Origin of the sequence: Streptomyces hokutonensis (assembly GCF_042751305.1) — a bacterium.
Taxonomy (GTDB): domain Bacteria; phylum Actinomycetota; class Actinomycetes; order Streptomycetales; family Streptomycetaceae; genus Streptomyces; species Streptomyces hokutonensis_A.
This window is the reverse complement of sequence record NZ_JBHYWD010000021.1, coordinates 100,993-122,666: the sequence shown is the minus strand read 5'-3', so window position 1 is coordinate 122,666 and position 21,674 is coordinate 100,993. Positions and strand designations below refer to the sequence as shown.

General features: G+C 70.8%; 22 protein-coding genes. 13 read left to right on the top strand and 9 right to left on the bottom strand.

Features of this window, described 5'->3' with window-relative positions:
* The first annotated feature begins 205 nt into the window (after positions 1 to 205).
* Complete coding sequence (locus tag ACFXC1_RS39135) at positions 206 to 1,054, top strand: DUF4429 domain-containing protein (protein ID WP_381251997.1); 849 nt, start codon at positions 206 to 208, stop codon at positions 1,052 to 1,054.
* A 6-nt stretch (positions 1,055 to 1,060) separates the two neighbouring features.
* Here the strand turns inward: ACFXC1_RS39135 and ACFXC1_RS39130 are convergent, their stop codons facing one another.
* Positions 1,061 to 2,077 (bottom strand): aldo/keto reductase, encoded by a 1,017-nt coding sequence (locus ACFXC1_RS39130; protein ID WP_381251995.1) that lies wholly within the window; start codon positions 2,075 to 2,077, stop codon positions 1,061 to 1,063.
* Positions 2,074 to 2,535, bottom strand: coding sequence for a MerR family transcriptional regulator (locus ACFXC1_RS39125; RefSeq protein WP_019067097.1), 462 nt, complete (start codon positions 2,533 to 2,535; stop codon positions 2,074 to 2,076). Before ACFXC1_RS39125 ends, ACFXC1_RS39130 begins: the two co-directional genes overlap by 4 nt.
* A gap of 95 nt (positions 2,536 to 2,630) precedes the next feature.
* On the opposite strand from ACFXC1_RS39125, the gene ACFXC1_RS39120 reads away from it, so the two are divergent.
* Positions 2,631 to 3,446 (top strand): serine hydrolase domain-containing protein, encoded by an 816-nt coding sequence (locus ACFXC1_RS39120; RefSeq protein ID WP_381251993.1) that lies wholly within the window; start codon positions 2,631 to 2,633, stop codon positions 3,444 to 3,446.
* Here ACFXC1_RS39120 and ACFXC1_RS39115 read toward each other — a convergent pair.
* A complete protein-coding gene (locus tag ACFXC1_RS39115) occupies positions 3,443 to 4,093 on the bottom strand; it encodes a pirin family protein (protein WP_381252083.1) in 651 nt (216 codons plus the stop codon). The genes ACFXC1_RS39120 and ACFXC1_RS39115 overlap by 4 nt on opposite strands.
* A 306-nt stretch (positions 4,094 to 4,399) precedes the next feature.
* On the opposite strand from ACFXC1_RS39115, the gene fasR reads away from it, so the two are divergent.
* From fasR to ACFXC1_RS39090, 5 genes are all read left to right on the top strand, one after another.
* Entirely contained in the window at positions 4,400 to 5,605 is a 1,206-nt protein-coding gene (gene fasR, locus ACFXC1_RS39110) for a fatty acid biosynthesis transcriptional regulator FasR (RefSeq protein ID WP_200715292.1), read from the top strand.
* An 89-nt stretch (positions 5,606 to 5,694) separates the two neighbouring features.
* On the top strand, positions 5,695 to 6,612 hold the full coding sequence (locus ACFXC1_RS39105) for an ACP S-malonyltransferase (RefSeq protein ID WP_381251991.1): 918 nt from the start codon (positions 5,695 to 5,697) through the stop codon (positions 6,610 to 6,612).
* A gap of 18 nt (positions 6,613 to 6,630) precedes the next feature.
* Complete coding sequence (locus ACFXC1_RS39100) at positions 6,631 to 7,629, top strand: ketoacyl-ACP synthase III (RefSeq protein ID WP_381251989.1); 999 nt, start codon at positions 6,631 to 6,633, stop codon at positions 7,627 to 7,629.
* Positions 7,630 to 7,711: 82 nt separating this feature from the next.
* Positions 7,712 to 7,960, top strand: coding sequence for an acyl carrier protein (locus ACFXC1_RS39095; protein WP_019067091.1), 249 nt, complete (start codon positions 7,712 to 7,714; stop codon positions 7,958 to 7,960).
* 118 nt (positions 7,961 to 8,078) lie between these two features.
* Positions 8,079 to 9,350 carry a beta-ketoacyl-[acyl-carrier-protein] synthase family protein gene (locus ACFXC1_RS39090; RefSeq protein WP_381251987.1) on the top strand — a complete coding sequence of 424 codons (1,272 nt, stop codon included), beginning with the start codon at positions 8,079 to 8,081 and terminating at the stop codon, positions 9,348 to 9,350.
* Between the two features lie 69 nt (positions 9,351 to 9,419).
* Here ACFXC1_RS39090 and ACFXC1_RS39085 read toward each other — a convergent pair whose 3' ends face one another.
* Positions 9,420 to 9,914, bottom strand: a complete 495-nt coding sequence (locus tag ACFXC1_RS39085) for a DUF3145 domain-containing protein (protein WP_026178291.1) — start codon at positions 9,912 to 9,914, stop codon at positions 9,420 to 9,422.
* 248 nt (positions 9,915 to 10,162) lie between these two features.
* On the opposite strand from ACFXC1_RS39085, the gene ACFXC1_RS39080 reads away from it, so the two are divergent.
* Both ACFXC1_RS39080 and ACFXC1_RS39075 read left to right on the top strand, forming a co-directional pair.
* Positions 10,163 to 11,068, top strand: a complete 906-nt coding sequence (locus tag ACFXC1_RS39080) for an SGNH/GDSL hydrolase family protein (protein WP_381251985.1) — start codon at positions 10,163 to 10,165, stop codon at positions 11,066 to 11,068.
* 10 nt (positions 11,069 to 11,078) lie between these two features.
* Positions 11,079 to 12,050, top strand: a complete 972-nt coding sequence (locus ACFXC1_RS39075; RefSeq protein ID WP_381251983.1) for an aldose epimerase family protein — start codon at positions 11,079 to 11,081, stop codon at positions 12,048 to 12,050.
* Between the two features lie 83 nt (positions 12,051 to 12,133).
* Here the strand turns inward: ACFXC1_RS39075 and ACFXC1_RS39070 are convergent, their stop codons facing one another.
* Positions 12,134 to 14,584 (bottom strand): beta-glucosidase family protein, encoded by a 2,451-nt coding sequence (locus ACFXC1_RS39070; protein ID WP_381251981.1) that lies wholly within the window; start codon positions 14,582 to 14,584, stop codon positions 12,134 to 12,136.
* Between the two features lie 116 nt (positions 14,585 to 14,700).
* On the opposite strand from ACFXC1_RS39070, the gene ACFXC1_RS39065 reads away from it, so the two are divergent.
* The gene (locus tag ACFXC1_RS39065; RefSeq protein ID WP_381251979.1) at positions 14,701 to 15,276 is read left to right on the top strand and encodes a TetR/AcrR family transcriptional regulator; all 576 of its coding nucleotides are present in this window, start codon (positions 14,701 to 14,703) and stop codon (positions 15,274 to 15,276) included.
* A 15-nt stretch (positions 15,277 to 15,291) separates the two neighbouring features.
* Here the strand turns inward: ACFXC1_RS39065 and ACFXC1_RS39060 are convergent, their stop codons facing one another.
* Both ACFXC1_RS39060 and ACFXC1_RS39055 read right to left on the bottom strand, forming a co-directional pair.
* The gene (locus ACFXC1_RS39060) at positions 15,292 to 15,642 is read right to left on the bottom strand and encodes a YrdB family protein (protein WP_381251978.1); all 351 of its coding nucleotides are present in this window, start codon (positions 15,640 to 15,642) and stop codon (positions 15,292 to 15,294) included.
* Between the two features lie 25 nt (positions 15,643 to 15,667).
* Positions 15,668 to 16,057 (bottom strand): RidA family protein, encoded by a 390-nt coding sequence (locus ACFXC1_RS39055; protein ID WP_381251976.1) that lies wholly within the window; start codon positions 16,055 to 16,057, stop codon positions 15,668 to 15,670.
* Positions 16,058 to 16,106: 49 nt separating this feature from the next.
* Between ACFXC1_RS39055 and ACFXC1_RS39050 the strand changes: the two genes are divergently transcribed.
* Both ACFXC1_RS39050 and ACFXC1_RS39045 read left to right on the top strand, forming a co-directional pair.
* Entirely contained in the window at positions 16,107 to 17,060 is a 954-nt protein-coding gene (locus tag ACFXC1_RS39050; protein WP_381251974.1) for a LysR family transcriptional regulator, read from the top strand.
* 70 nt (positions 17,061 to 17,130) lie between these two features.
* Positions 17,131 to 18,390, top strand: a complete 1,260-nt coding sequence (locus ACFXC1_RS39045; RefSeq protein WP_381251972.1) for a pyroglutamyl-peptidase I — start codon at positions 17,131 to 17,133, stop codon at positions 18,388 to 18,390.
* On the opposite strand, the gene ACFXC1_RS39040 is transcribed toward ACFXC1_RS39045, so the two are convergent.
* Together ACFXC1_RS39040 and ACFXC1_RS39035 are read right to left on the bottom strand one after the other, a co-directional pair.
* Positions 18,376 to 19,167: an EI24 domain-containing protein gene (locus ACFXC1_RS39040; protein ID WP_381251970.1), complete on the bottom strand. Its 792-nt coding sequence runs from the start codon at positions 19,165 to 19,167 to the stop codon at positions 18,376 to 18,378. The genes ACFXC1_RS39045 and ACFXC1_RS39040 overlap by 15 nt on opposite strands.
* A 59-nt stretch (positions 19,168 to 19,226) precedes the next feature.
* Positions 19,227 to 20,090, bottom strand: a complete 864-nt coding sequence (locus tag ACFXC1_RS39035) for a hypothetical protein (protein WP_381251968.1) — start codon at positions 20,088 to 20,090, stop codon at positions 19,227 to 19,229.
* Positions 20,091 to 20,374: 284 nt separating this feature from the next.
* Here ACFXC1_RS39035 and ACFXC1_RS39030 point away from each other — a divergent pair, with 284 nt between their 5' ends.
* Positions 20,375 to 21,529 (top strand): serine hydrolase domain-containing protein, encoded by a 1,155-nt coding sequence (locus ACFXC1_RS39030; protein ID WP_381251966.1) that lies wholly within the window; start codon positions 20,375 to 20,377, stop codon positions 21,527 to 21,529.
* Positions 21,530 to 21,674: the final 145 nt, after the last annotated feature.

Sequence of the window (21,674 nt, the reverse complement as noted above, 5' to 3'; positions counted from 1 at the left end):
GCCAGACACAGTTTGTCGAGGGTGTGGGGGCGCTTGTGGCGCTGTCGCCGCGGGGGGGGGGGGGGCGCGGCCCCGCGCCCCCCCCCCCCACGACACCGACACCTGCCGACAGGGTCTTTCCGACGCCCCGGCGGCCGGACGCGCGTAGAAACAGCAGGAACTGCGGTCTGCGCGGGGATGGGACGGAGGACGTGTGCCGCCTACGATGAGCCGCATGGGTGACGTACTGGCCGGATTTCATGCCGCTTGGGAGTTCGAGTCCGACTTCGTGCGTATCCGCTACGAGCGAGGCATTCGGACACCCAAGCTCTTCCAGACACTCGGTGAACGCCTGATCCCCTTCGACGCGATCGACACCGTGACACTCGCCCCCGGCAGACGCGGCACCGTCGTCCTGCGCCTCGTACCGCGCCCCGGCGCCGACCCCCTCATGGAGGCGGCGGCCGGCCAGCTCAAGGAGGGCGGCGACCCCTACCAACTGGCCCTGCCCGCCGAACGCGAGACCCTCGCCGAGTACTACGCCGACGAGCTGCGCGCACAGCTGAAGAGCGACCGCGGCCCCGCCGAACGCTTCCTGGTGGCCGCCCCCGAAGTACCGCTGCGCTTCAAGGCGTACGACGGAAAGGCGACCTTCGACGGCAAGACGGTCTCCTTCCGCTGGTTCTGGACCGGCGCGTCGTCGGCCAAGTGGAAGGCCGGCGACCAGACCTTCCCGGTCGCCGACCTCAACGGGGTCGAGTGGCGCTCCCCCGAGGTCTTCGAGGGTCATCTACGACTGCTGCGGGGTGCCGCGCCGCAGGTGCCGGTGGATCAGGATCCGGCGGCCGTGGTGTTCGGCCTGGGATACGGGCCGGTGCACGAGTCACTGCCGTTCGCGGCAGCGGTCCTCGCCGCGGTGCGGTCGGCCCGGCCTACGGCGGTGATACCGGCCGCGCGTCGCGACCCCGCCGATATTGCCGAACGGATCCGGCATCTTGGGGAGTTGCATGCGGCGGGGCTGGTCACGGACGAGGAGTTCACCGTGAAGAAGGCGGAACTCCTCGCGGAACTGTAGGAACCCCTACTCCCTGCTCGTGGAAGCGAAGGTCATGTCGGCGTAGCGGTCCCCCGCCACCTTGCCCGCGATCGGCTCCAGCAGGCTCAGCTCGTCGTCGGTCAGAACGATCCGCGTCGCCGCCGTGTTCTCCTCCACCCGCCTGCGCTTGGTCGTGCCGGGGATCGGGATCACGGGAAGGCCGTGGACCTGGGCCCGCTGCTGTACCCAGGCCAGGGCGATCTGGCCGAGGGAGGCGTCGTGGGCGTCGGCGACCGTGCGGATGGGGTCCAGGAGGGCCGCGTTGGCCGCCGCGTTCTCGCCGGTGAAGCGGGGCTGCGAACGGCGGAAGTCGCCCTCCGTCAGGTCCTGTTCGGCGTTGGCGAAGGAGCCGGTGAGGAAGCCGCGGCCGAGCGGCGAGTACGGCACGACGGCCGAGCCGAGCTCGACGGCCGCCCCGACCAGGCTGATCTCGACGTCCCGGCTGAACAGCGACCACTCCGACTGCACGGCGGCGATCGGGTGCACGGTGTGCGCGGCGCGCAGCTCCGCTCCCGTGACCTCGCTCAGCCCGAGGTGCCTGACCTTGCCCTCGCGTACCAGCTCCGCCATCGCGCCGACGGTGTCCTCGATGGGGACGGCCGGGTCGCGGCGGTGCATGTAGTAGAGGTCGATGACATCGATGCCGAGGCGTTGCAGGCTGGCCTCGACGGCCTGGCGGATGTAGCCCCGGTCGTTGCGGATGACCCGCCGGCTGGGCTCGCCGGGCGGGATCGACATGGCGAACTTGGTGGCGACGACGACCTCGTCGCGGTGCGCCTTGAAGAACGGCGAGAGGAACCGCTCGTTCTCCCCCGCGCCGTACACGTCCGCCGTGTCGTAGAAGGTCACGCCGAGCTCCAGCGCCCGGTCCAGGGTGGCCAGCGACTCCTTCGCGTCGGGGGGACCGTAGGCGAAGCTCATGCCCATGCAGCCGAGGCCCTGAACGCCGACCTCGGGGCCGGCCGCGCCGAGCCGTGCGGTCGGGATCGTGGTGTCGGTCATCCTGCCTTCTCCTTCTCGTAGGCGTGGGCCTCGCCGTAGAAGGCGATCTTCCGGTCGAGTACGGCGAGGGTGTCGTGGAGTTCGGCGATCCTGGCCAGGACGTCCCGGCGGGTGGCCTCGAGGAGTTCGAAGCGGTCGCCGTAGGTGTGGTCGCCCTCGCGCACGAGCTCGGCGTAGCGGACCATGTCGGCGACCGGCATGCCGGTCAGGCGGAGCTTGCCGACGAGGTCGAGCCAGTCGAGGTCGCGGTTGCTGTAGCGGCGCTGGCCGGTGTGCGAGCGGTCGATGTGCTGCATCAGCCCGATGCGCTCGTACCAGCGCAGGGTGTGTGCCGTCAGCCCGGTGAAGGCGACGACCTCGCTGATGGTGTAGCTGTCCGCGCCGTCGGGACGCCGCTCGGCCTGCGGCGGGCCTCCGCAGCTGTCGGTCCTGGTACCCGTGGTCTCCATCACCGTCATGGCCACCACGCTATGGCCTTGGAGTGCACTCGAAGCAAGCGGAACCCGTAAGAAATCGGCAGGAGGCCCGAGACCGAGCGCTTAGGCTCAGGGCCATGTCCTTGCACAACCTCGCGCTGATCGAGAACTGGCCGGTGCCGACCGCGGCGGCGGGCGTCGTACGAGCCGACGGAACCGTCCTCGGAACCCACGGCCCGACCACCCACCGCTTCCCGCTCGCCTCGGTCACCAAGCCGCTCGCGGCCTACGCCGCCCTCGTGGCGTACGAGGAGGGCGCGATCGAACTGGACGAACCGGCGGGCCCGCCCGGCTCCACCGTCCGCCACCTCCTCGCCCACACCTCGGGCCTGGCCTTCGACGAACACCGCGTGACGGCCCCGCCCGGAGAGCGCCGCCTGTACTCGAACGCGGGCTTCGAGCAGCTGGGCGACCACATCGCGAAGGCGACGGAGATCCCGTTCGCGGAGTACCTGCACCAGGCGGTGCTGGAGCCGCTGGGCATGAACTCGACCGCGTTGGAGGGTTCCCCGGCGAAGGACGGGGTCTCCACCGTCGCCGACCTCCTCCTCTTCGCCGCCGAAGTCCAGATCCCGCGCCTGCTCGACCCCCGCACGGTCGCCGAGGCGATGACGGTCCAGTACCCCGGCACCAAGGGCGTCCTGCGGGGCTACGGCCACCAGAACCCCAACGACTGGGGCCTCGGCTTCGAGATCCGCGACTCCAAGTCCCCGCACTGGACAGGCAGTTCGTCCTCCCCACGCACCTTCGGCCACTTCGGCCAGTCCGGCACGTTCCTGTGGGTGGACCCGACGGCGGGCGCGGCCTGCGTGGTACTGACGGACCGGGCGTTCGGGCCGTGGGCGGTGGAGGCGTGGCCGCCGTTCACGGACGCGGTGCTCGCGGAGCTCTAGAGCATCTCCCACATCAACAACTCGGCCCCGGTGGCCGCCTGGGCTGCCAGATCCCGCGCGTCCGTGATCCGAGCGGCATCCCCGGGCCCCAACATCTCGCCGCCCAGGCTCACTTCACCGCGCACCACATGAACGTACACATGCGCCGCGTCCGGTACGGCCGTCCGCTCGCCGGGGACCAGCCGCCGCACATGCAGCATCGCCCCCGCCTCCGGCACCGCGTACGGAGTCGAGTCGGCGATGCCGTGGACGATCTCGTACGACGGTTCGCCACCGGGCTCCAGCGGGGCGAGCCACATCTGCACGAAGGTCAGGGGTGAGTCGCTGTCGTTGCGCTCGACGTGCCGCACCCCGGCCGCCGAGCTGAGGCGCTGCACGTCACCGGGCCGCACCCGTGTCAGCTGCCCCGTGGAGTCACGGTGGCTGAGCTCCCCCTCCACCACCCACGTGACGATCTCCGTGTGGCTGTGCGGGTGTTCACCGAACCCGGCGCCCGGGGCCAGCCGCTCCTCGTTGCAGGCGATGACCGCACCGAACCGGAGATTGCCGGGGTCGTAGTACGGCCCGAAGGAGAAGGCATGCCATGACTCGATACCGGCTTCGGGGTCCCCTCCGGGGTAGCGCTCGGCGGAGCGCCATACGTCCATCACACCCACCACGGTAGTCCCGCCCACGGCAAGGGCCCACCCACTCTCCCTGTCCCCACGCGCCGGCCGAGAGGGAGCCGCAGGGGCGCGCCGGTGTCGAGAGGCCCAGCGCGCGGAGGCCCGAAGGGCTGAGCACGATGGGCCTCTCGACACCGGCTTCAGGCGCCCCGAAGGCGACCGAACCAAAAGAGGTGCGCGCACGGCGCCTATCCAGCACCGGCCCACCTACCGGGTGCCCACCCAACACCGGCCCACCTCCCGGCCCCGCAGGCAACCAAGCCACACCGGATAAGGCAGTCTTGTTCCGTGCCCGAACCCGAAACCACCAAACCCGCAGGCCCCCTCCCCCGCGCCCACTCGCACCCGGCAACCCTCAAGCGGCTGGAGCAGTCGTCCGGGAGTCTCGCCGCGCAGGCCATCGCGCGCATGGACGAGTCGCTGCCGTGGTACCGGGCGATGCCCCCGGAGAACCGTTCCTGGATCGGGCTGGTCGCGCAGGCCGGTATCGCCGCGTTCACCGAGTGGTTCCGGCATCCCGACGCGCCGCAGGCCATCTCCACCGACGTCTTCGGTACGGCGCCGCGCGAGCTGACCCGGGCGATCACGCTCCGCCAGACCGTGGAGATGGTGCGCACGACGATCGAGGTCATGGAGTCGGCCATCGACGAGGTGGCGGCACCCGGCGACGAATCCATCCTCCGCGAGGCGCTGCTGGTGTACGCCCGTGAGATCGCCTTCGCGACCGCGCAGGTGTACGCGCAGGCCGCCGAGGCGCGCGGTGCGTGGGACGCGCGGCTGGAGTCCCTGGTCGTGAACGCCGTGCTGAGCGGGGAGGCCGACGAAGGAGCCGTCTCCCGGGCCGCCGCGCTCGGGTGGAACTCGCCCGAGCATGTGTGCGTGGTCCTCGGTACCGCGCCCGACGGCGACAGCGAGCTGACCGTGGAGGCGATCCGCCGCGCCGCCCGGCACGCCAAGCTCCAGGTGCTGACCGGGGTGCTCGGCGACCGGCTCGTGGTCATCGCGGGCGGCAGCGACAACCCCCTCGCGGTCGCCAAGTCGCTGATCGGCCCCTACGCGGCCGGACCCGTGGTCGCGGGCCCCATCGTGCCCGATCTCCTCGCCGCGACCCGGTCCGCGCAGGCCGCCGCGGCGGGGCTCAAGGCCTGCTCCGCCTGGCAGGACGCACCGCGCCCGGTGCTGGCGGACGACCTGCTTCCGGAACGCGCGATGGCGGGTGACCCCAGTGCGCGTGACCAGTTGGTGGAGGAGATCTACAGACCACTGGAGGAGGCCGGGTCCGCGCTCCTGGAGACGCTCAGCGTCTATCTGGAGCAGGCGAGTAGTCTCGAAGGTGCGGCACGCATGCTGTTCGTCCATCCCAACACCGTGCGCTACCGGCTTCGACGTGTGACTGACGTCACCGGCTGGTCGCCGTCCGATGTACGGTCCGCGTTCACGCTGCGGATCGCGCTGATCCTGGGGCGTCTGGCCGATGGAGATCTCCAGACCTAGGTTTTTGTCGGGGCCCCACAAAACCCCCTCGTGTTCTTCGTCCCTGTCCCCACGGGCGGCCGTGCCCGTCCCCAAGAGAGAGTGTGAGAGTGCTCGTACTCGTCGCTCCCGGCCAGGGCGCCCAGACGCCCGGCTTCCTGACCCCCTGGCTCGACCTCCCCGGTGTCGAGGACCGTCTGCGTGCCCTCTCGGCCGCCGTCGACCTCGATCTGGTGCACTACGGCACGAAGGCCGACGCGGACGAGATCCGTGACACCGCCGTCGCCCAGCCGCTGCTGGTCGCCGCCGGACTGGTCTCCGCCACCGCGCTCGGCGAGGTGTCCCCGGGTGCCGTCGCCGGTCACAGCGTCGGCGAGATCACCGCCGCCGTCTTCGCCGGTGTCCTCGACGACACGGCCGCCCTGACCCTCGTACGCAGGCGTGGTCTGGCGATGGCCGAGGCCGCCGCGATCACCGCGACCGGGATGTCGGCGCTGCTCGGCGGCGATCCGGACACGACGATCCCGCACCTGAGGAAGCTGGGCCTGACCCCGGCCAACGTGAACAGCGCGGGCCAGATCGTGGCCGCCGGCACGCTGGAGCAGCTCGCCGCCCTGGAGGCCGACAAGCCCGAGGGCGTGCGCCGGGTCGTGGCGCTGAAGGTGGCCGGCGCGTTCCACACCGAGCACATGGGCCCGGCGGTCGACGCGCTCGCCGAGGCCGCGCGTGAACTGACGCCCGCCGACCCGAAGTTGACGTACATCTCGAACAAGGACGGCAAGGCGGTCGCCACCGGTGCCGAGGTGCTGGACCGTCTCGTCGGCCAGGTCGCCAACCCGGTCCGCTGGGACCTGTGCATGGAGACCTTCAAGGAGCTCGGCGTCACCGCGCTCCTTGAGGTGTGCCCCGGCGGCACCCTGACCGGCCTCGCCAAGCGCGCCCTGCCCGGCGTCAAGACGCTGGCCCTGAAGACCCCCGACGACCTCGACGCGGCCCGCGAGCTCATCTCCGAGCACGCCAACGCCTGACGAAGGAGCCGTACGAACATGTCGACGAAGATCAAGCCGAGCAAGGGCGCACCGTACGCGCGCATCCTCGGTGTGGGCGGCTACCGTCCGGTCCGGGTCGTGCCGAACGAGGTGATCCTGGAGACGATCGACTCGTCCGACGAGTGGATCCGCTCGCGTTCCGGTATCGAGACCCGGCACTGGGCGAACGACGAGGAGACCGTCGCCGCGATGTCCATCGAGGCGTCCGGCAAGGCGATCGCCGACGCGGGGATCTCCGCCGAGCAGATCGGCGGCGTGATCGTGTCGACGGTCTCGCACTTCAAGCAGACCCCGGCCGTGGCGACGGAGATCGCCGACAAGCTGGGCACGAACAAGGCCGCCGCGTTCGACATCTCGGCGGGCTGCGCGGGCTTCGGCTACGGCCTGACCCTCGCCAAGGGCATGGTCGTCGAGGGCAGCGCGGAGTACGTCCTCGTCATCGGCGTGGAGCGGCTGTCCGACCTGACCGACCTGGAGGACCGCGCGACGGCCTTCCTGTTCGGCGACGGCGCGGGCGCGGTCGTGGTCGGCCCCTCCAAGGAGCCGGCGATGGGCCCGACCGTGTGGGGTTCGGAGGGCGACAAGTCCGACACCATCAAGCAGACCGTGCCGTGGAACGAGTACGACTCCACGGGCAAGTTCCCTGCGATCACGCAGGAGGGCCAGGCGGTGTTCCGCTGGGCCGTGTTCGAGATGGCGAAGGTCGCCCAGCAGGCGCTGGACGCGGCCGGGATCGCCCCGGACGACCTGGATGTCTTCATTCCCCACCAGGCCAACGAGCGGATCATCGACTCGATGGTGAAGACGCTGAAACTGCCGGAGCACGTCACGGTCGCGCGTGACGTACGCACCACCGGCAACACCTCGGCCGCCTCGATTCCGCTCGCTATGGAGCGGCTTCTGGCGACCGGCGAGGCGAAGAGCGGCGACACCGCGCTCGTCATCGGCTTCGGGGCGGGTCTTGTGTACGCCGCGACGGTCGTTACCCTCCCCTAGGCACTCCGTGCCGGATCATCATCGGATCCGGCTTCGGAAAGCACTGCCACACCCTCTGGATCACAAAGAAGGAGCGCCTGACATGGCCGCCACTCAGGAAGAGATCGTCGCCGGTCTCGCCGACATCGTGAACGAGATCGCCGGCATCCCGGTTGAGGACGTCCAGCTGGACAAGTCCTTCACCGACGACCTGGACGTCGACTCGCTGTCCATGGTCGAGGTCGTCGTCGCCGCCGAAGAGCGCTTCGACGTCAAGATCCCCGACGAGGACGTCAAGAACCTCAAGACGGTCGGCGACGCGACCGACTACATCCTCAAGAACCAGGGCTGAGCCACTTCCCAGGCCCGGACCACCACCAGGCCCGAGCCACCCCCTAGGCCCGGCTGCATGGCCCCGCCACCCGGCGGTGGCGCCGCTTAATCCTCGTACCGTTGGAGAGAGAATTCCCGTGAGCCCGACCAATCGCACCGTGGTCGTCACCGGTATCGGCGCAACCACACCGCTGGGTGGCGACGCAGCCTCGACCTGGGAGGGTCTGATCGCCGGCAAGTCCGGTGTGAAGGCCCTGGAGCAGGAGTGGGCCGCCGAGCAGGCGGTCCGTATCGCCGCGCCCGCCGCCGTGGACCCCTCCGAGGTGATCCCGCGTCCGCAGGCCCGACGCCTCGACCGCTCGGCGCAGTTCGCGCTGATCGCGGCCAAGGAGGCGTGGGCCGACGCCGGCTTCACCGACAAGGCCGGCGAGGACGCGGCCGTCGACCCCGACCGCCTGGGCACCGTCATCGCCTCCGGCATCGGCGGTGTGACGACGCTCCTCGACCAGTACGACGTGCTCAAGGAGAAGGGCGTCCGCCGCGTCTCCCCGCACACCGTCCCCATGCTGATGCCGAACGGCCCGTCCGCCAACGTGGGTCTGCTCGTGGGCGCCCGCGCGGGCGTGCACACCCCGGTCTCCGCGTGCGCGTCCGGCGCCGAGGCCATCGGCTACGCCATCGAGATGATCCGCACCGGCCGCGCCGACGTCGTCGTCGCGGGTGGCACGGAGGCGGCCATCCACCCCCTTCCCATCGCCGCGTTCGGCAACATGATGGCGATGTCCAAGAACAACGACGACCCGCAGGGCGCCTCGCGTCCCTACGACACCGCCCGGGACGGCTTCGTCCTCGGCGAGGGCGCCGGTGTCCTGGTCCTGGAGTCCGCCGAGCACGCCGCCAAGCGCGGTGCCCGGGTGTACGCGGAGGCGGTCGGGCAGGGCATCTCGGCCGACGGCCACGACATCGTGCAGCCGGAGCCGGAGGGCCGCGGTATCTCGCAGGCCCTGCGGAACCTGCTCGACAACACCGACCTGGACGCGGCGGAGATCGTGCACGTGAACGCGCACGCGACCTCGACGCCGGCCGGTGACGTGGCCGAACTGAAGGCGCTGCGCAAGGTGTTCGGCGACGACGCCGACCACATGGCGGTCTCGGCGACCAAGTCGATGACCGGTCACCTGCTGGGTGGCGCGGGCGGCGTCGAGTCGGTCGCGACCGTCCTCGCGCTCTACAACCGCATCGCCCCGCCGACCATCAACGTCGAGAACCTCGACCCGGAGGCGGAGGCCAACGCGGACGTCGTCCGCGGCGAGGCCCGCAAGCTGCCGGTGGAGGGCCGTATCGCCGCCCTGAACGACTCGTTCGGGTTCGGTGGGCACAACGTGGTGCTGGCGTTCCGTACGGTCTGAGAACTTCCTGTACGACGCTGAGGGCCCCCACCGGACGGTGGGGGCCCTCAGCGTGTACGGAACGGAACGTCAGACCACCTGGTGCAGCCAGCGCACCGGCGCACCCTCACCCGCGTACCTGAACGGTTCCAACTCGTCGTCCCACGGCTTGCCGAGGAGTTTGGCGATGTCGGCTTCCAGGTTGGTCTCGCCCTGTTGGGATCTCGTCAGGGCGGCGCGGAGGCGGTCCTCGGGGATGAGGATGTCGCCGTGGATGCCGGTGACGGCGTGGAAGATGCCGAGGTCGGGGGTGCAGCTGTAGCGCTCGCCCTCGGCGGTGGGGCAGGGTTCGGCGGTGACCTCGAAGCGGAGGAGGTGCCAGCCGCGGAGGGCCGACGCCAGCTTGGACGCCGTTCCCGCCTCCGCCTGCCAGGAGAATTCGGAGCGCCACGTTCCGGGCGCGGCGGGCTGCCGGATCCAGTCGAGGCTGACGCGTGTGCCGAGCACCCCGGCGACGGCCCACTCGACGTGCGGGCACAGCGCGCGCGGCGCGGAGTGCACGTACAGAACTCCACGTGTCGTCACCGGGACCTCCGGACAGAGCGGGGCATCTTACTGACTGGCAAACGGCGGCGGCGGGGCAGCCACGTTGAGGGCGAGGCTACCGTGCGGCGACGCGCGGAGTGTGACGTACCGTCCCTCCCGGTGCCAGGAAACCCTGCCATTCACCCGGGGGGACGCTTGTACGGGGGTGAGCCGTTGCATCGGGCCGCAACGGGAACCCTGGCGCGTTGTTATGGGTTGAGACCGTTATGGAGGGGATGGGTCTCAACATGCGCATGCGACGTACTCGTTCACGGGCCGCGCTCGCCCTCATGACAGCGGCCGTGCTGGGCGCGGCCGGCTGCGACTCGGGCGGCGGCGCGTCCTCCGGCACCCACAGCAAGAGCGGTACGGCGGCCAAGGCGAAGCCCTCCCCGACCCCGGTCTGGGACCGCAGCCCGTCCTCGGTCGCGGCGGTCGGCGACTCCATCACCCGTGGTTTCGACGCCTGTACGGTCCTGTCGGACTGCCCCGAGGTGTCCTGGGCGACGGGCTCCGAAGCCTCGGTCGACAGTCTCGCCGTACGGCTGCTGGGGAGGACCGGGGCGGCCGAGCGGAGTTGGAACTACGCGGAGACCGGCGCGCGGATGGCCGACCTGCCCGCCCAGATCACCCAGGCGGTCGCCCGCAAGCCGCAGTTGGTCACGGTGATGGTGGGCGCCAACGACGCCTGCCGGGCCTCCACCTCGGCGATGACCTCGGTCGCCGACTTCCGCACCGAGTTCGAGACCTCCCTGAAGTCCCTGCGCCGGGCACTGCCGAAGACACAGGTCTATGTCGCGAGCGTGCCGAACCTCAAGCGCCTCTGGTCGCAGGGGCGGACGAACCCGATGGGCAAGGCGGTGTGGAAGCTGGGCATCTGTCCCTCGATGCTGGCCGACGCGGACTCCCTGGACTCGGCGGCCACCGAGCGGCGCGACACGGTGCAGGACCGGGTGAAGGAGTACAACAAGGTCCTGGAGCAGGTGTGCGCGACGGATGTGCGCTGCCGTTTCGACGGGGGCGCGGTCTACGACTACCGCTTCGGCACGGACCAGTTGAGCCACTGGGACTGGTTCCACCCGAGTACGAACGGCCAGGCGCGGCTCGCCGAGATCGCGTACCGGCACGTCACCGCAAGCGAACCCGTGACCTAGGGTTTCCCTCATGAGCGAACTTTTCGGCACCCTGCCCGACGGCACCCCCGTGCACCGCTGGACCCTGGAGCGGGCGGGCGTACGGGTTCGGGTGCTGTCGTACGGCGGGATCGTGCAGTCGGTGGAGGTGCCGGACCGGGCGGGCCACGCGGCGGACGTGGTGCTCGGGTTCGCCGATCTGGACGGCTATCTCGCCCACCCGGAGCCCTATCTCGGCGCGCTGGTCGGCCGGTACGCGAACCGGATCGCGGGCGGCCGTTTCCCGCTGGAGGGCGTGACCTACTCTCTCGCGCAGAACAACGCGCCCAACTCCCTGCACGGTGGCGAGCGCGGCTTCGACAAGCGGGTGTGGGACGTCGAGCCGGTCGAGCACGGGCTGCGGCTGAGCCGGGTCAGCGGGCACGGCGAGGAGGGCTTCCCCGGGCGCCTGGACGTCTCGGCGACGTACACGCTGGACGAGTCGGGCGCGCTGCGCATCGCCTACCAGGCGACGACGGACGCGCCGACCGTCGTGAACCTCACGAACCACGGCTACTTCGACCTGAGCGGCAGCGGAAACCCGGGCGGTCACGAACTCCGGCTCGCCGCCTCGCGGTTCACGCCCGTGGACGCGGACCTGATTCCCACCGGTTCACTGGACGACGTGTCGGGCACCCGCTTCGACTTCCGCGAGTCGCGGAAGGTCGGCACCGGTTACGACCACAACTTCGTGCTCGACAAGGGCCTGACCCCGGCCCCCGTCGAGATCGCCGAGCTGCACGACCCGGCGTCCGGCCGGGTCCTGACGATCGCCACGACTGAACCCGGCATCCAGCTCTACACCGGCGACTACCTGGCCGACCCGTTCGCCCCGGGCGCCGGAATCGCCCTGGAGACCCAGCACTTCCCCGACTCCCCGAACCGCCCCGAGTTCCCGAGCACGGAACTGCGCCCGGGCGAGGTCTACAGCTCGGCGACGGTGTACGCCTTCTCGACCCGCTGACGCAGCGCCCCGGGCATGAAATGAGCCCCGGTCCAGGGGTCAGGTCCCGGACCGGGGCTGTCTGTGGGGAGACGGGTCCCGGGTCAGACGTTAATCGTCGTGGCGAGCCTGCGGTCCGTGATCGAGCGGCCCGCCTGGATCTCGTACGAACCCTTTACAACTGCCCACCCGTTCGCCGTCTCATCCCAGATCTCGAAAGATCGGCGCGGGAGTTCGACCCGCACCTCGACGCTCTCGCCGGGCCCGGCCTCGACCCCGGCGAATCCCGCCAGCCAGTGGGCCGGACGCTCGGGGTCGGGCTCGGTCGGGGCCAGATAGACCTGGACGACCTCACGCCCGTGCCGGGCACCGGCGTTGGTGACGCGGACGGTGACGGACGAACTGTCGGCCTTGATGTCGTCGTAGGTCCAGCCGGTGTAGCCGAGGCCGTGTCCGAAGGGGTACGACGGGGTGCGGCCCGCCTTCTCCCAGGCGCGGTAGCCGATGAACACGCCCTCGGTGTAAGGGAGTTCACCGTCGACGGGGACGACCTGGCTGACCGGGGCATCGGCCAGCGACCCCCAGGTGGTGGGGAGCCGGCCGCCGGGTTCGTGGGTGCCGGTGAGGACGTCGGCGAGGGCGGCGCCGGCCTCCTGGCCGGGGAACCAGCCGAGCAGGACGGCGGCGACCTCCTCGCGCCAGGGCAGTTCGACCGGGGAGCCGGAGTTGACGATCACGACGGTGTTCGGGTTGGCGGCGGCGACGGCGTGCACCAAGTCGTCCTGGCGGCCGGGGAGTCGGAGGTCGGTGCGGTCGTAGCCCTCCGACTCCACGCGCTCGGTGGTGGCGACCACGACGACGGCGGTGTCGGCGGCGCGGGCCGACTCGACGGCCTCGGCGATCAGTTCGTCGGGGTCGCGCTGCGGTTCCTGGTGGGCGAGCGCGAAGCCGACGACACGGAGCGGGATGCCGACGGGGCGGGCGACGGTGTAGGTGAGGGAGACGTCGACGGGGGCGTCGGCGGTGAGTGCGACGAGGGCCCGGGGTTCGGGGGCGCCGAAGAAGGAGATGAACGGGTCGTCCTTGGCCGGGCGTTGGACGTCGTCGTAGTACGTCGTGCCGTCGACGGTGAGGGTGAACGCGCCGATTCCCGTGATGCCGAAGGTGTGTTGTCCGGTGGCGCGCGGGGTGAAGGTGCCGGTGAGTTCGACGGTGTGGAGGGTGTCGTGGGTGACACCGTCGGGAAGGTCCGAACCCACCCATTTGATCTGCCCGTTGGGCAGGGGGACGGTCGCGATGACCTGGCCCGCCGCGTCCCGGCAGATCGCGCGCAGTGTGAACCCCTGCTCCGCGACGGCGAGTTCGGTGTTCGGGTCGGCGCCGACGGCGTAGCTCAAGGCGCCTTCGGGGAGGGCGGCGGCGAGGCCGTCGAGCGGGGAGACGATCCGGGCCGGGAAGACGGTGGCGGAGCCGCCGCCGAGGACGCGGGCGTCGCGGGCGGCGGCGCCGATGAGCGCGACGGTCGTATTCGGCTTCAGCGGCAGGGAGTTGTCCTCATTCCGCACAAGGACGAAGGAGCGGCGGGCGATCTCGCGGGCGAGGGCTTCTCCGTCGACGGGGGCCGGGAGTTCGGCCTCCGGGACGACGGGTTCGGCGCCGGCCAGGATGCCGACGCGGGCGGCGAGCCGCAGCACGTTCCGTACGGCCGCGTCGACCGTGGCCTCGGCGACCTCACCGGCGCGCACGGCCTGCGCGAGGGCCTCGCCGTAGACGGTCTTCGGGCCGGGCATGGCGACGTCGAGGCCGCCCTCGATGGCGCCGACGGTGGAGCGGGCGGCGGTCCAGTCGGAGACGTTGAAGCCGTCGAAGCCCCATTCGCCGCGCAGGATCTCGTTCACGAGGTGGTGGTGTTCGGTCATCGTCGTGCCGTTGACCGTGTTGTAGGCGGTCATGACGCCCCAGGGGCGGGCCTGTTCGACGATGAGCTCGAAGGGGGTCAAGTACAGCTCGCGCAGCGCGCGTCGGGAGATCAGATTGTCGACGGTGAAGCGTTCGGTCTCGGCGTCGTTGGCGACGAAGTGCTTGACGGTGGTGCCGACGCCGCCCTCCTGCACGCCGCTCACATATCCGGCGCCGATCCGCCCGGTGAGGTACGGGTCCTCGCTGTAGGCCTCGAAGTGCCGCCCGCCGAGCGGGGAGCGATGGAGATTGACGGTCGGAGCGAGCAGCACGTGGACGCCCTTGCGGCGGGCCTCCTGGGCGAGCAGCACACCGGCGCGGCGGGCGAGTTCGGGGTCCCAGGCGGCGGCGAGGGCGGTCGGGGACGGCAGTGCGACGGAGGGGTCGTCGGCGGTCCAGTGCCGCCCTCGGACGCCGATCGGCCCGTCGGACATCACCAGCGAGGTCAAGCCGATCTCCGGGAGCGCGGGCAGCGACCACATGTCCTGACCGGCCAGCAGCCGGGTCTTGGCATCGAGGTCGAGTGCGCCGAGGGCCGCTTCGACGACTGCTTCACGCGCTTCATGGGTCTCGTGGGTCTCATGGGTTTCCGCCACCGAGGCGCCTCCTCGTTGAGTCCGTCCTGTGCGCTGTGCCCTGTCCCTCCATCGTGCATGGGTTACCTGTAGATCGGTAGGTTTCGTAACCTTGCCGTTATATTCACCTTCGGTGAATGTCGTACGGTGACGCCATGAACGCCAGGGCCAAAAGTGCGGAGCGGCGCGCCGAGATCGTGCGGGCCGCGCTGGAGGTGATCGCCGAGCGCGGCTACCGGGGCGCGAGCCTGGCGGCGGTGGCGGAGCGGGTCGGACTGACCCAGCAGGGCCTGCTGCACTACTTCCCCACGAAGGACGCGCTGCTGGTCGCCGTCCTGGAGGAACGGGACCAGTGGGACGCGGTCCCGGACAGCCGCTGGCGGATCGACCTGCTGGCATCCCTCGTCGAGTACAACGCGATGCGGCCGGCGATCATCCAGACCTTCTCCGCGCTCCTCGGCGAGAGCGTCACGGAGGGGCATCCGGCGCGCGACTACTTCACCGCGCGGTACGCCCGGGTGCGGGCGAGCATGGCGGGGGTGCTGCGCGCCGAGTACGGCGACCGGTTGCCGAACGGCCTCACCCCCGAGCGCACGGCCCCGCTCCTGGTCGCGGTGATGGACGGCCTGCAGTACCAGTGGCTGCTGGACCCGGAGTCGGTGGACATGCCCGGGGCGTTCCGCGACTTCCTTGCCTTGCTGGGAGAGACGTGAAGTCGCCCAACTCCCCTACACCTGACGCCAGATGACGGCGAGCGTCTTGCTCACCGCGCACACGAGGCCGAAGACAAGCGCCCAGTCGTAGGCCCCGGCAAGGACCAGAGCGGCAACACCCGCACCGAACCACACCACCTCGAAGACGACCCGACCGGCGCCGCGCGTCTTGTACTTGGCCTTGGGCGAGCCGCACAGCCCCCACAGCACGGCGAGCACAACGGGCGCGCCGAGACCGAGCAGCCAGGTCAGCGGGGTGGCGAGATCCCGGGTGAACCCCCAGTAGGCGACGGCGACAAGGGCGCCGAGCTCGATGGCGAAGAGCACACCGAGGTTCGCCGCCTTCGCGGTCTTCACTGCCGTCATGAGCGGCAGTATCCCCCGGAACGGATCACTCCGTCCCGGGTACGGCGGCCACGACTTCCACCTCGACCAGCGCCTCCGGCCGGAACAGCCGCGACACCTCGAAGGTCATGCTGGTGGGCGGGGTCCCGGTGAGGAACTCCCGTCGTACGGCGCCGTATTCGGCGAGCGCGGTGATGTCGGTCAGGTAGGTGCGGATGTTGACGACGTCCGCGAGGGTCGCGCCGTGCGCCTTGAGGAGAGCGGCGATGGTCTCGAAGACGCCCCGGCTCTGCTCGGCGAGCGTCGCGCCCTCCGCGATCTGGCCGGAGAGGTACAACAGGGCGCTCCCGTCGGCGTGTTCGACGCGGGCGACCTGGGAGTAGTAGGGGCTCAGGGGCTGGGGTGCGGAGGAGGGGTTGTCCAGGGTGATGCGCATGGCGTCGACGCTAGGTCCGGCGCCGCGGTGCGACAAGCGAATGTCTAGCATGGCCGGCATGCCCATCTCGCATGATGACGGCCCGGATCTCTCCACCGTGTGGCTGCGGGTGTTCCTGGAGGTGGCCCGGCACGGTTCGTTCACGGGGGCCGCGCGAACACTCGGCTGGACCCAGTCGGCGGTGTCACGCCAGATCTCCTCGCTCGAATCGGCCCTGGACGGAGCCCAGTTGTTCGACCGCCTGCCGAGGGGCGTACGGCTCACGGAGGCCGGCCGGGTTCTCGTGCCGCATGCGGAGGCCGTCACGGAATCGCTGCACGGGGCCAGGCGCGAGCTGGCGGCACTGCGCGAACTCACGTACGGGCACGTACAGTTCGGCGCGTTCCCCACGGCCGACTCGGCGCTGGTCCCCCGCACCCTCGCCGCCTTCCGCCACCGCCACCCGGGCATCCGGCTGTCCCGCGAGGAGGGCCTCACGCCCCGCCTCCTGGACCGACTGGCGTCCGGTCACCTGCACCTGGCGATCGTCTCCACCACCGGACGAGCACCGCTCGACGCGTACGAACTCCACCACCTCCTCGACGAGTCGCTGTACGTCGCCGTACCGGCCGGTCACCCTCTCGCGGGCCAGGGGCCGGTCCGGCTGGCCCAACTCGCCGACGCCGACTGGATATCCGGCACTCCCCGCCCCGAGGGCACCCTCCTCGAAGCGGCCCTGCGCGAGGGCTTCCGGCCGCGCGTCGCGCACGTCGTCGGCGAGTGGACGGCCAAGGAGGGCTACGTCGCCGCGGGCCTGGGCGTGACCCTGGTCCCGGCGCTCGCCGCCGACTCCGTACGACCGGACGTCGCACTGCTGCCGGTGCTGGACGAGGGGACACCGGCCCGGGCGGTGTACGCGGCGACGATGCGCGGCCGGTCACTGCCCCCGGCGACGAGGGCGTTCCTCGGGGTGCTGACCGAGGAGGCGGCGCGGATCGGATCGTCCGCCGCACCCGTGGCGTAGACCACTCCCGTCACGCGATACTGCGGCCGTCCGGCACCGCACCCCACTGCGACGGAAGGCCTCAACCACTTTGAATGTCATACGAGTTCGGACAGGCGTCCTCGGGCTGGCCCTGCTGGCCGGTTTCTCCGCCCCCAGCACCGGAACGGCGGCGGCCGACACCACACTTCCCCCGACCGTCGAGGAACAACGGCTCGACAGGGCGGTCCCCCAGGAGATCCTCGAACACTCCGGATTCGACACCGTGGCACCGGAGTTCACCCAGGCCCTCGAAAGGGCGCACACCTACGCGCAGGCCCGCCGCATCGTCGTACGCGAGGGAACCGCCCTGTGGCGGCGGGCAGTCGACCGCGCGCAGGGACGAGGACCGGCCGGCGGGGACCTCAGCCGGGACGACGACCGGCCGCTGTACTGGGCGCGGTTGGGCATGACCAGGGAAGTACGCACCTGGGCACCGGAGTTCGAGATCAGCAGCGCCCAACGGACCGCACTCCTCCGCCAGTTGGAGCAGACGTCACGCGGACAGACCAGCATCCGCTACCCGGCCCGCGACAAGGGGCTGAAGCGGATCCTGGTGACCGGCTTCGACCCGTTCACGCTGGACGCGGACATCAGGATCTCCAACCCGTCCGGGGCCACCGCGCTCGCGCTGGACGGCACGGTGATCCGGACAGCGGACGGCCCGGCGCGCATCGAGACGGCCATGTTCCCCGTGCGCTGGGCCGACTTCGCCGAGGGAACCGTGGAGCGGACGCTACGGCCGTATCTCCCGAAGGTGGATCTGTTCACGACGGTGAGCCAGGGCCGGGTGGGCCGTTTCGACGTCGAGCGGACCAACGGGGCCTGGCGGGGCGGCTATCCGGACAACGACACCATCTCGCGCACGGAGACCATCCCGGTCACCGACCCGGCCTCGCAGCCCCAGTGGACGTCGACGACCCTGCCGTACAAGGCGATCGTGGCCGCGAACACCGGGCGTTTCCCCGTCTACGACCACACCGAGGTCACCGAGATCCCGGCGGGCGGGACGACTCCCGTCGTGCAGCCGGACGGCCCGACCCCCGGCTCCACGGCGCGTTCCGGTGGCGGCGGCAACTACCTCTCCAACGAGATCGCCTACCGCGCGACCCTGCTCCGGGACCGGCTCGGGCTGCACGACTCGCTGCCGGGCGGACACATCCACACGCCGGTACTGCAGTTCGGAACGGGCAACACGAACCCGACAACCGGGACGATCACCGACCCTGACTTCATACAGAACCGGTTGGACATCATCGCGCAGGTCAGGGCGATGGTGACGGCGGCGATGAACGTGTCAGCCGTCGACTGACTCGGGCCCGCTCTCCGCGTCCTCCCCCTCGGTCTCCTCGTCCAGCAGGTCCCGCGCCATCATCGTCGCCCCCGCCACCGCACCCGGCATCAGGAAGACGGCGACGAACGGGACCAGGAAGGCGAGGCCGAGGGGGGTGCCGAAGCCCCAGATCAGGGGCTTGCGGGAGCGGAGGAGGGTGAGGCGGGCGCGGAGGTCGACGCCCCGGCGCTGCAGGGCGACGGCGGTGAGTTCCTCGGTGAGGAAGAACCCGGTGACGAAGAAACCGATCACCGGGACGACGGTCTGCCCGACGAAGGGCAGGAACCCCAGCGCGAAGAGCAGAACGCCCCACACCAGCGCGCGGACCAGAATCCGGAGGCTGTCACGGGCCGAGACCCACAGTTCGCGCCAGAGCGGGAGGCCCGACTCGGGGGCGGTGCCGTCGGGCGAGAGGTCCCGGTCGACCTTCTCGGAGAGGGTCTCGTAGAAGGGCTGCCCTATCAGCAGGGTGACCGCAGTGAAGGTCAACACCGAGAGCAGCAGGGCGAGTACGAACAGCACGACGGTGAGGAAGCCGCGGAAAAGCCCCTGCCACGGGCTCGACCAGTCGTCCGCGAACGGCGTCGCCCAGCCGACGAAGTCCCCGCCCCACACCGCGAGCGCGACAAGCACCGCGACATAGAGAACCAGCGTGATCAGCCCGGGAACCAGCCCGAACCCGTACTGCCGCCCGTGCCGGGCCACCCAGCGCTGGCCCTTCAGGAGATAGCCGAATCCCGCCCCAAGATCATGCATGGGGAGAACCTTACTCAGCGTCGACGCCGGACGGGTGGAACAGGGGCCTCAGCCCTGCCCTAGGCGGTCGACACCGCCACCACGACCCCCTGGTCCGCCGCAGGCGACACCGCGGCGGTCACCCGGACCGCAGTCGCCCGGGCCACCCGCCCCGCGCGGAAGGCGGCGGCCAGCAGAAGCGGCTGGACCCGCTCCAAGGCAGCAACGAACAGCTCCTCACCCGCGACCACCACCGGCACGGCCGTCTTCGTGGTCGTCGCCGCGGCCTCCGTGAGGTCGGCGAGGGGTGGGAGGGTGGCGCGGAGGACCTTCGCGCCCGCAGTGGCCGCGCGTTGTGCGAGGGCCACCTGCGGGGGCAGCAGGGGAGCCAGCGCCGCCGTCAACGCCTCGGCGATGCGCCGGAGTTCGGGGGAGGAGTCGGCCAGGGCGTCGGCCGCCGCGCGGAGCAGCGGGGTGAGGGCGAGCAGTAGGCCGGCCGCCACGCCCGCCGCCGCTGGCAGCAACGGGGAGGCCGCCTCGACCAGATCGCCGAGTGCCGCGGCGAACTCCTCGACCGCCGGCTCCACCGCGTCGAGCACGGGCAACAGGCTGTCCCCGAGCACACCCAACAACACCTGCGCCGGCTGACTCACCGGATGCACGGCCAGCGGCGCACCGGTCGTACCGAGCCGCGTCAGTGTGTCCACGATCCGATAGAACGCCTCCTGGGCCTGCGGCGAAGCACTCGCCTCGGCCAGTTCCGCCGTGGTCTCCCGCAGCACCCGCAGCGCCTCGGCACCCGAACCATCCCGTGGATCAAGGGTGTTGATGGCGATCCGGGTGATGTTCCCGGCGGTGTCCAGGAGCTGCCCGGTGATGTCGGTGGTGCTGCGTGCCATGCGCAACACCTCGTCCCTGCTGGGGAGCGAAGGAATAGTCGCCATGGGAACTCCTCACCGTGCGCCCGCCGACCACTGCCCGGTACCTGTGCTCAGCATGCCCACTCCCCACCCCCCTGAATGCGACATCCGGGTATCGACGACACCAACACCTTCCCCGCATCCCCCTGCGTCTTCGCTGCGTCTTCCCTGGCCCATTGAGTCGAACGGGTGTCGCTCGCCGTACCGATCTCTGGAACCAGGAGGAGGTCCGAGGGGGAACTCCCGCAGGTCGGACAGGCGTTGTTCACCATGGCACACGCGAGCAGCGGATCAGTTGAGGAGAGCGGATGACCCAGGAGATCCACGGCACCGTAGCCGACGGCTTCGAGACGGTCCGGGAGGAGTTCGCCGCGTTCGTGTCGACGGAGCGCGCGGACTACGAGGGCCAGTTGTGCGCATACGTACACGGCCGCCAGGTAGTGGACCTGTGGGCCGGACCGCCCGACACCACCGGCAACTCCCTCTACGGCGTGTTCTCGTCCACCAAGGGCGCGGCCCACCTCGTGGTGGCCCTGCTGGTCCAGGACGGCACCCTCGAGCTGGACCGCAAAGTCACCTACTACTGGCCGGAGTTCGCATCCGAGGGCAAAGGCGCGCTGACTCTACGCGAGTTGCTCGCGCACCGGGCGGGCCTGATCGGCACGGACACCGGCTTCACCCTCGCCGAACTCGCCGACGACCGCGCGGTCGCCGAACGCCTCGCCGACCAGCGCCCGTTCTGGCGCCCCGGCACGGCCTTCGGCTATCACGCCCTGGTCATCGGCGCGTTGACCGGCGAGATCGTAAGACGAGCCACAGGCCGCTCACTCCAGGACGTGTACGAGGAAAGAGTCCGCGCCCCCTACGCCCTGGACTTCTACCTGGGCCTCCCCACCGCCCAGGAGCCACGCTTCCGCACCACCCGGCCGCACCCCCTCTCCCCCGAAGAACAGGTGCTGCACGCCACCGAACCGGACAGCCGCCACAGCCTCGCCGGCATCGCCTTCAACGAACACGCGGCCCAGCCCACCGATCTCGTATCGCTCCCGAACGAGACGACGATCCGCGCCAAGGGCCCCGCATCGGTCGGCGGAGTGGCATCGGCACGCGGCCTGGCCGGCCTCTACGCGGCGGCGATCAGCGTGGTCGAGGACCGGGCCCCACTCCTGAAGCCGGACACGGTAGCGGAGTTCGGCCAGCTCCACTCCGTCGGCCACGACCTGATCACCGGCACGCACCGGGCGTACGGCCTGGGTTTCCAGGCGACCGCGAGCACCTGGTACCCGTTCCTGAGCGCCGGCACGATCGGCCACAGCGGCGCCGGCGGCTCCCAGGCCTTCGCCGACCCCCGCACAGGCCTGACCTACGGCTACACCCGCCGCCGCTTCACCCTCCAGGGCGGCCCGGCCCCAGAGAACACCCGCCTGGTCCAAGCCGCCCACCAAGCAGCCCTGGCCAACTAGAACCAACGGCGCAAGCCCTCACCAACGGTGAGGGCCCACCCACCCCCACCGTCCCCACGCGCCGGCCGAGAGGGAGCCGCAGGGGCGCGCCGGTGCCCGAACAGGCCTTGCAGGGAGCCTGGGAGGACATCCGGAGCGGGACGGT

Excerpts from the sequence above, each read along its gene's own strand:
- ACFXC1_RS39060 (WP_381251978.1), bottom strand. The coding sequence starts at position 15,642 with ATGACGGCAGTGAAGACCGCGAAGGCGGCGAACCTCGGTGTGCTCTTC.
- ACFXC1_RS39080 (WP_381251985.1), top strand. The coding sequence starts at position 10,163 with ATGCGCATGCGACGTACTCGTTCACGGGCCGCGCTCGCCCTCATGACA.
- ACFXC1_RS39100 (WP_381251989.1), top strand. The coding sequence starts at position 6,631 with ATGTCGACGAAGATCAAGCCGAGCAAGGGCGCACCGTACGCGCGCATC.
- ACFXC1_RS39120 (WP_381251993.1), top strand. The coding sequence starts at position 2,631 with ATGTCCTTGCACAACCTCGCGCTGATCGAGAACTGGCCGGTGCCGACC.
- ACFXC1_RS39030 (WP_381251966.1), top strand. The coding sequence starts at position 20,375 with ATGACCCAGGAGATCCACGGCACCGTAGCCGACGGCTTCGAGACGGTC.
- ACFXC1_RS39135 (WP_381251997.1), top strand. The coding sequence starts at position 206 with ATGAGCCGCATGGGTGACGTACTGGCCGGATTTCATGCCGCTTGGGAG.
- ACFXC1_RS39130 (WP_381251995.1), bottom strand. The coding sequence starts at position 2,077 with ATGACCGACACCACGATCCCGACCGCACGGCTCGGCGCGGCCGGCCCC.
- ACFXC1_RS39075 (WP_381251983.1), top strand. The coding sequence starts at position 11,079 with ATGAGCGAACTTTTCGGCACCCTGCCCGACGGCACCCCCGTGCACCGC.
- ACFXC1_RS39095 (WP_019067091.1), top strand. The coding sequence starts at position 7,712 with ATGGCCGCCACTCAGGAAGAGATCGTCGCCGGTCTCGCCGACATCGTG.
- ACFXC1_RS39055 (WP_381251976.1), bottom strand. The coding sequence starts at position 16,057 with ATGCGCATCACCCTGGACAACCCCTCCTCCGCACCCCAGCCCCTGAGC.
- ACFXC1_RS39035 (WP_381251968.1), bottom strand. The coding sequence starts at position 20,090 with ATGGCGACTATTCCTTCGCTCCCCAGCAGGGACGAGGTGTTGCGCATG.
- ACFXC1_RS39115 (WP_381252083.1), bottom strand. The coding sequence starts at position 4,093 with ATGGACGTATGGCGCTCCGCCGAGCGCTACCCCGGAGGGGACCCCGAA.
- ACFXC1_RS39065 (WP_381251979.1), top strand. The coding sequence starts at position 14,701 with ATGTCGTACGGTGACGCCATGAACGCCAGGGCCAAAAGTGCGGAGCGG.
- ACFXC1_RS39040 (WP_381251970.1), bottom strand. The coding sequence starts at position 19,167 with ATGCATGATCTTGGGGCGGGATTCGGCTATCTCCTGAAGGGCCAGCGC.
- ACFXC1_RS39050 (WP_381251974.1), top strand. The coding sequence starts at position 16,107 with ATGGCCGGCATGCCCATCTCGCATGATGACGGCCCGGATCTCTCCACC.
- ACFXC1_RS39125 (WP_019067097.1), bottom strand. The coding sequence starts at position 2,535 with ATGACGGTGATGGAGACCACGGGTACCAGGACCGACAGCTGCGGAGGC.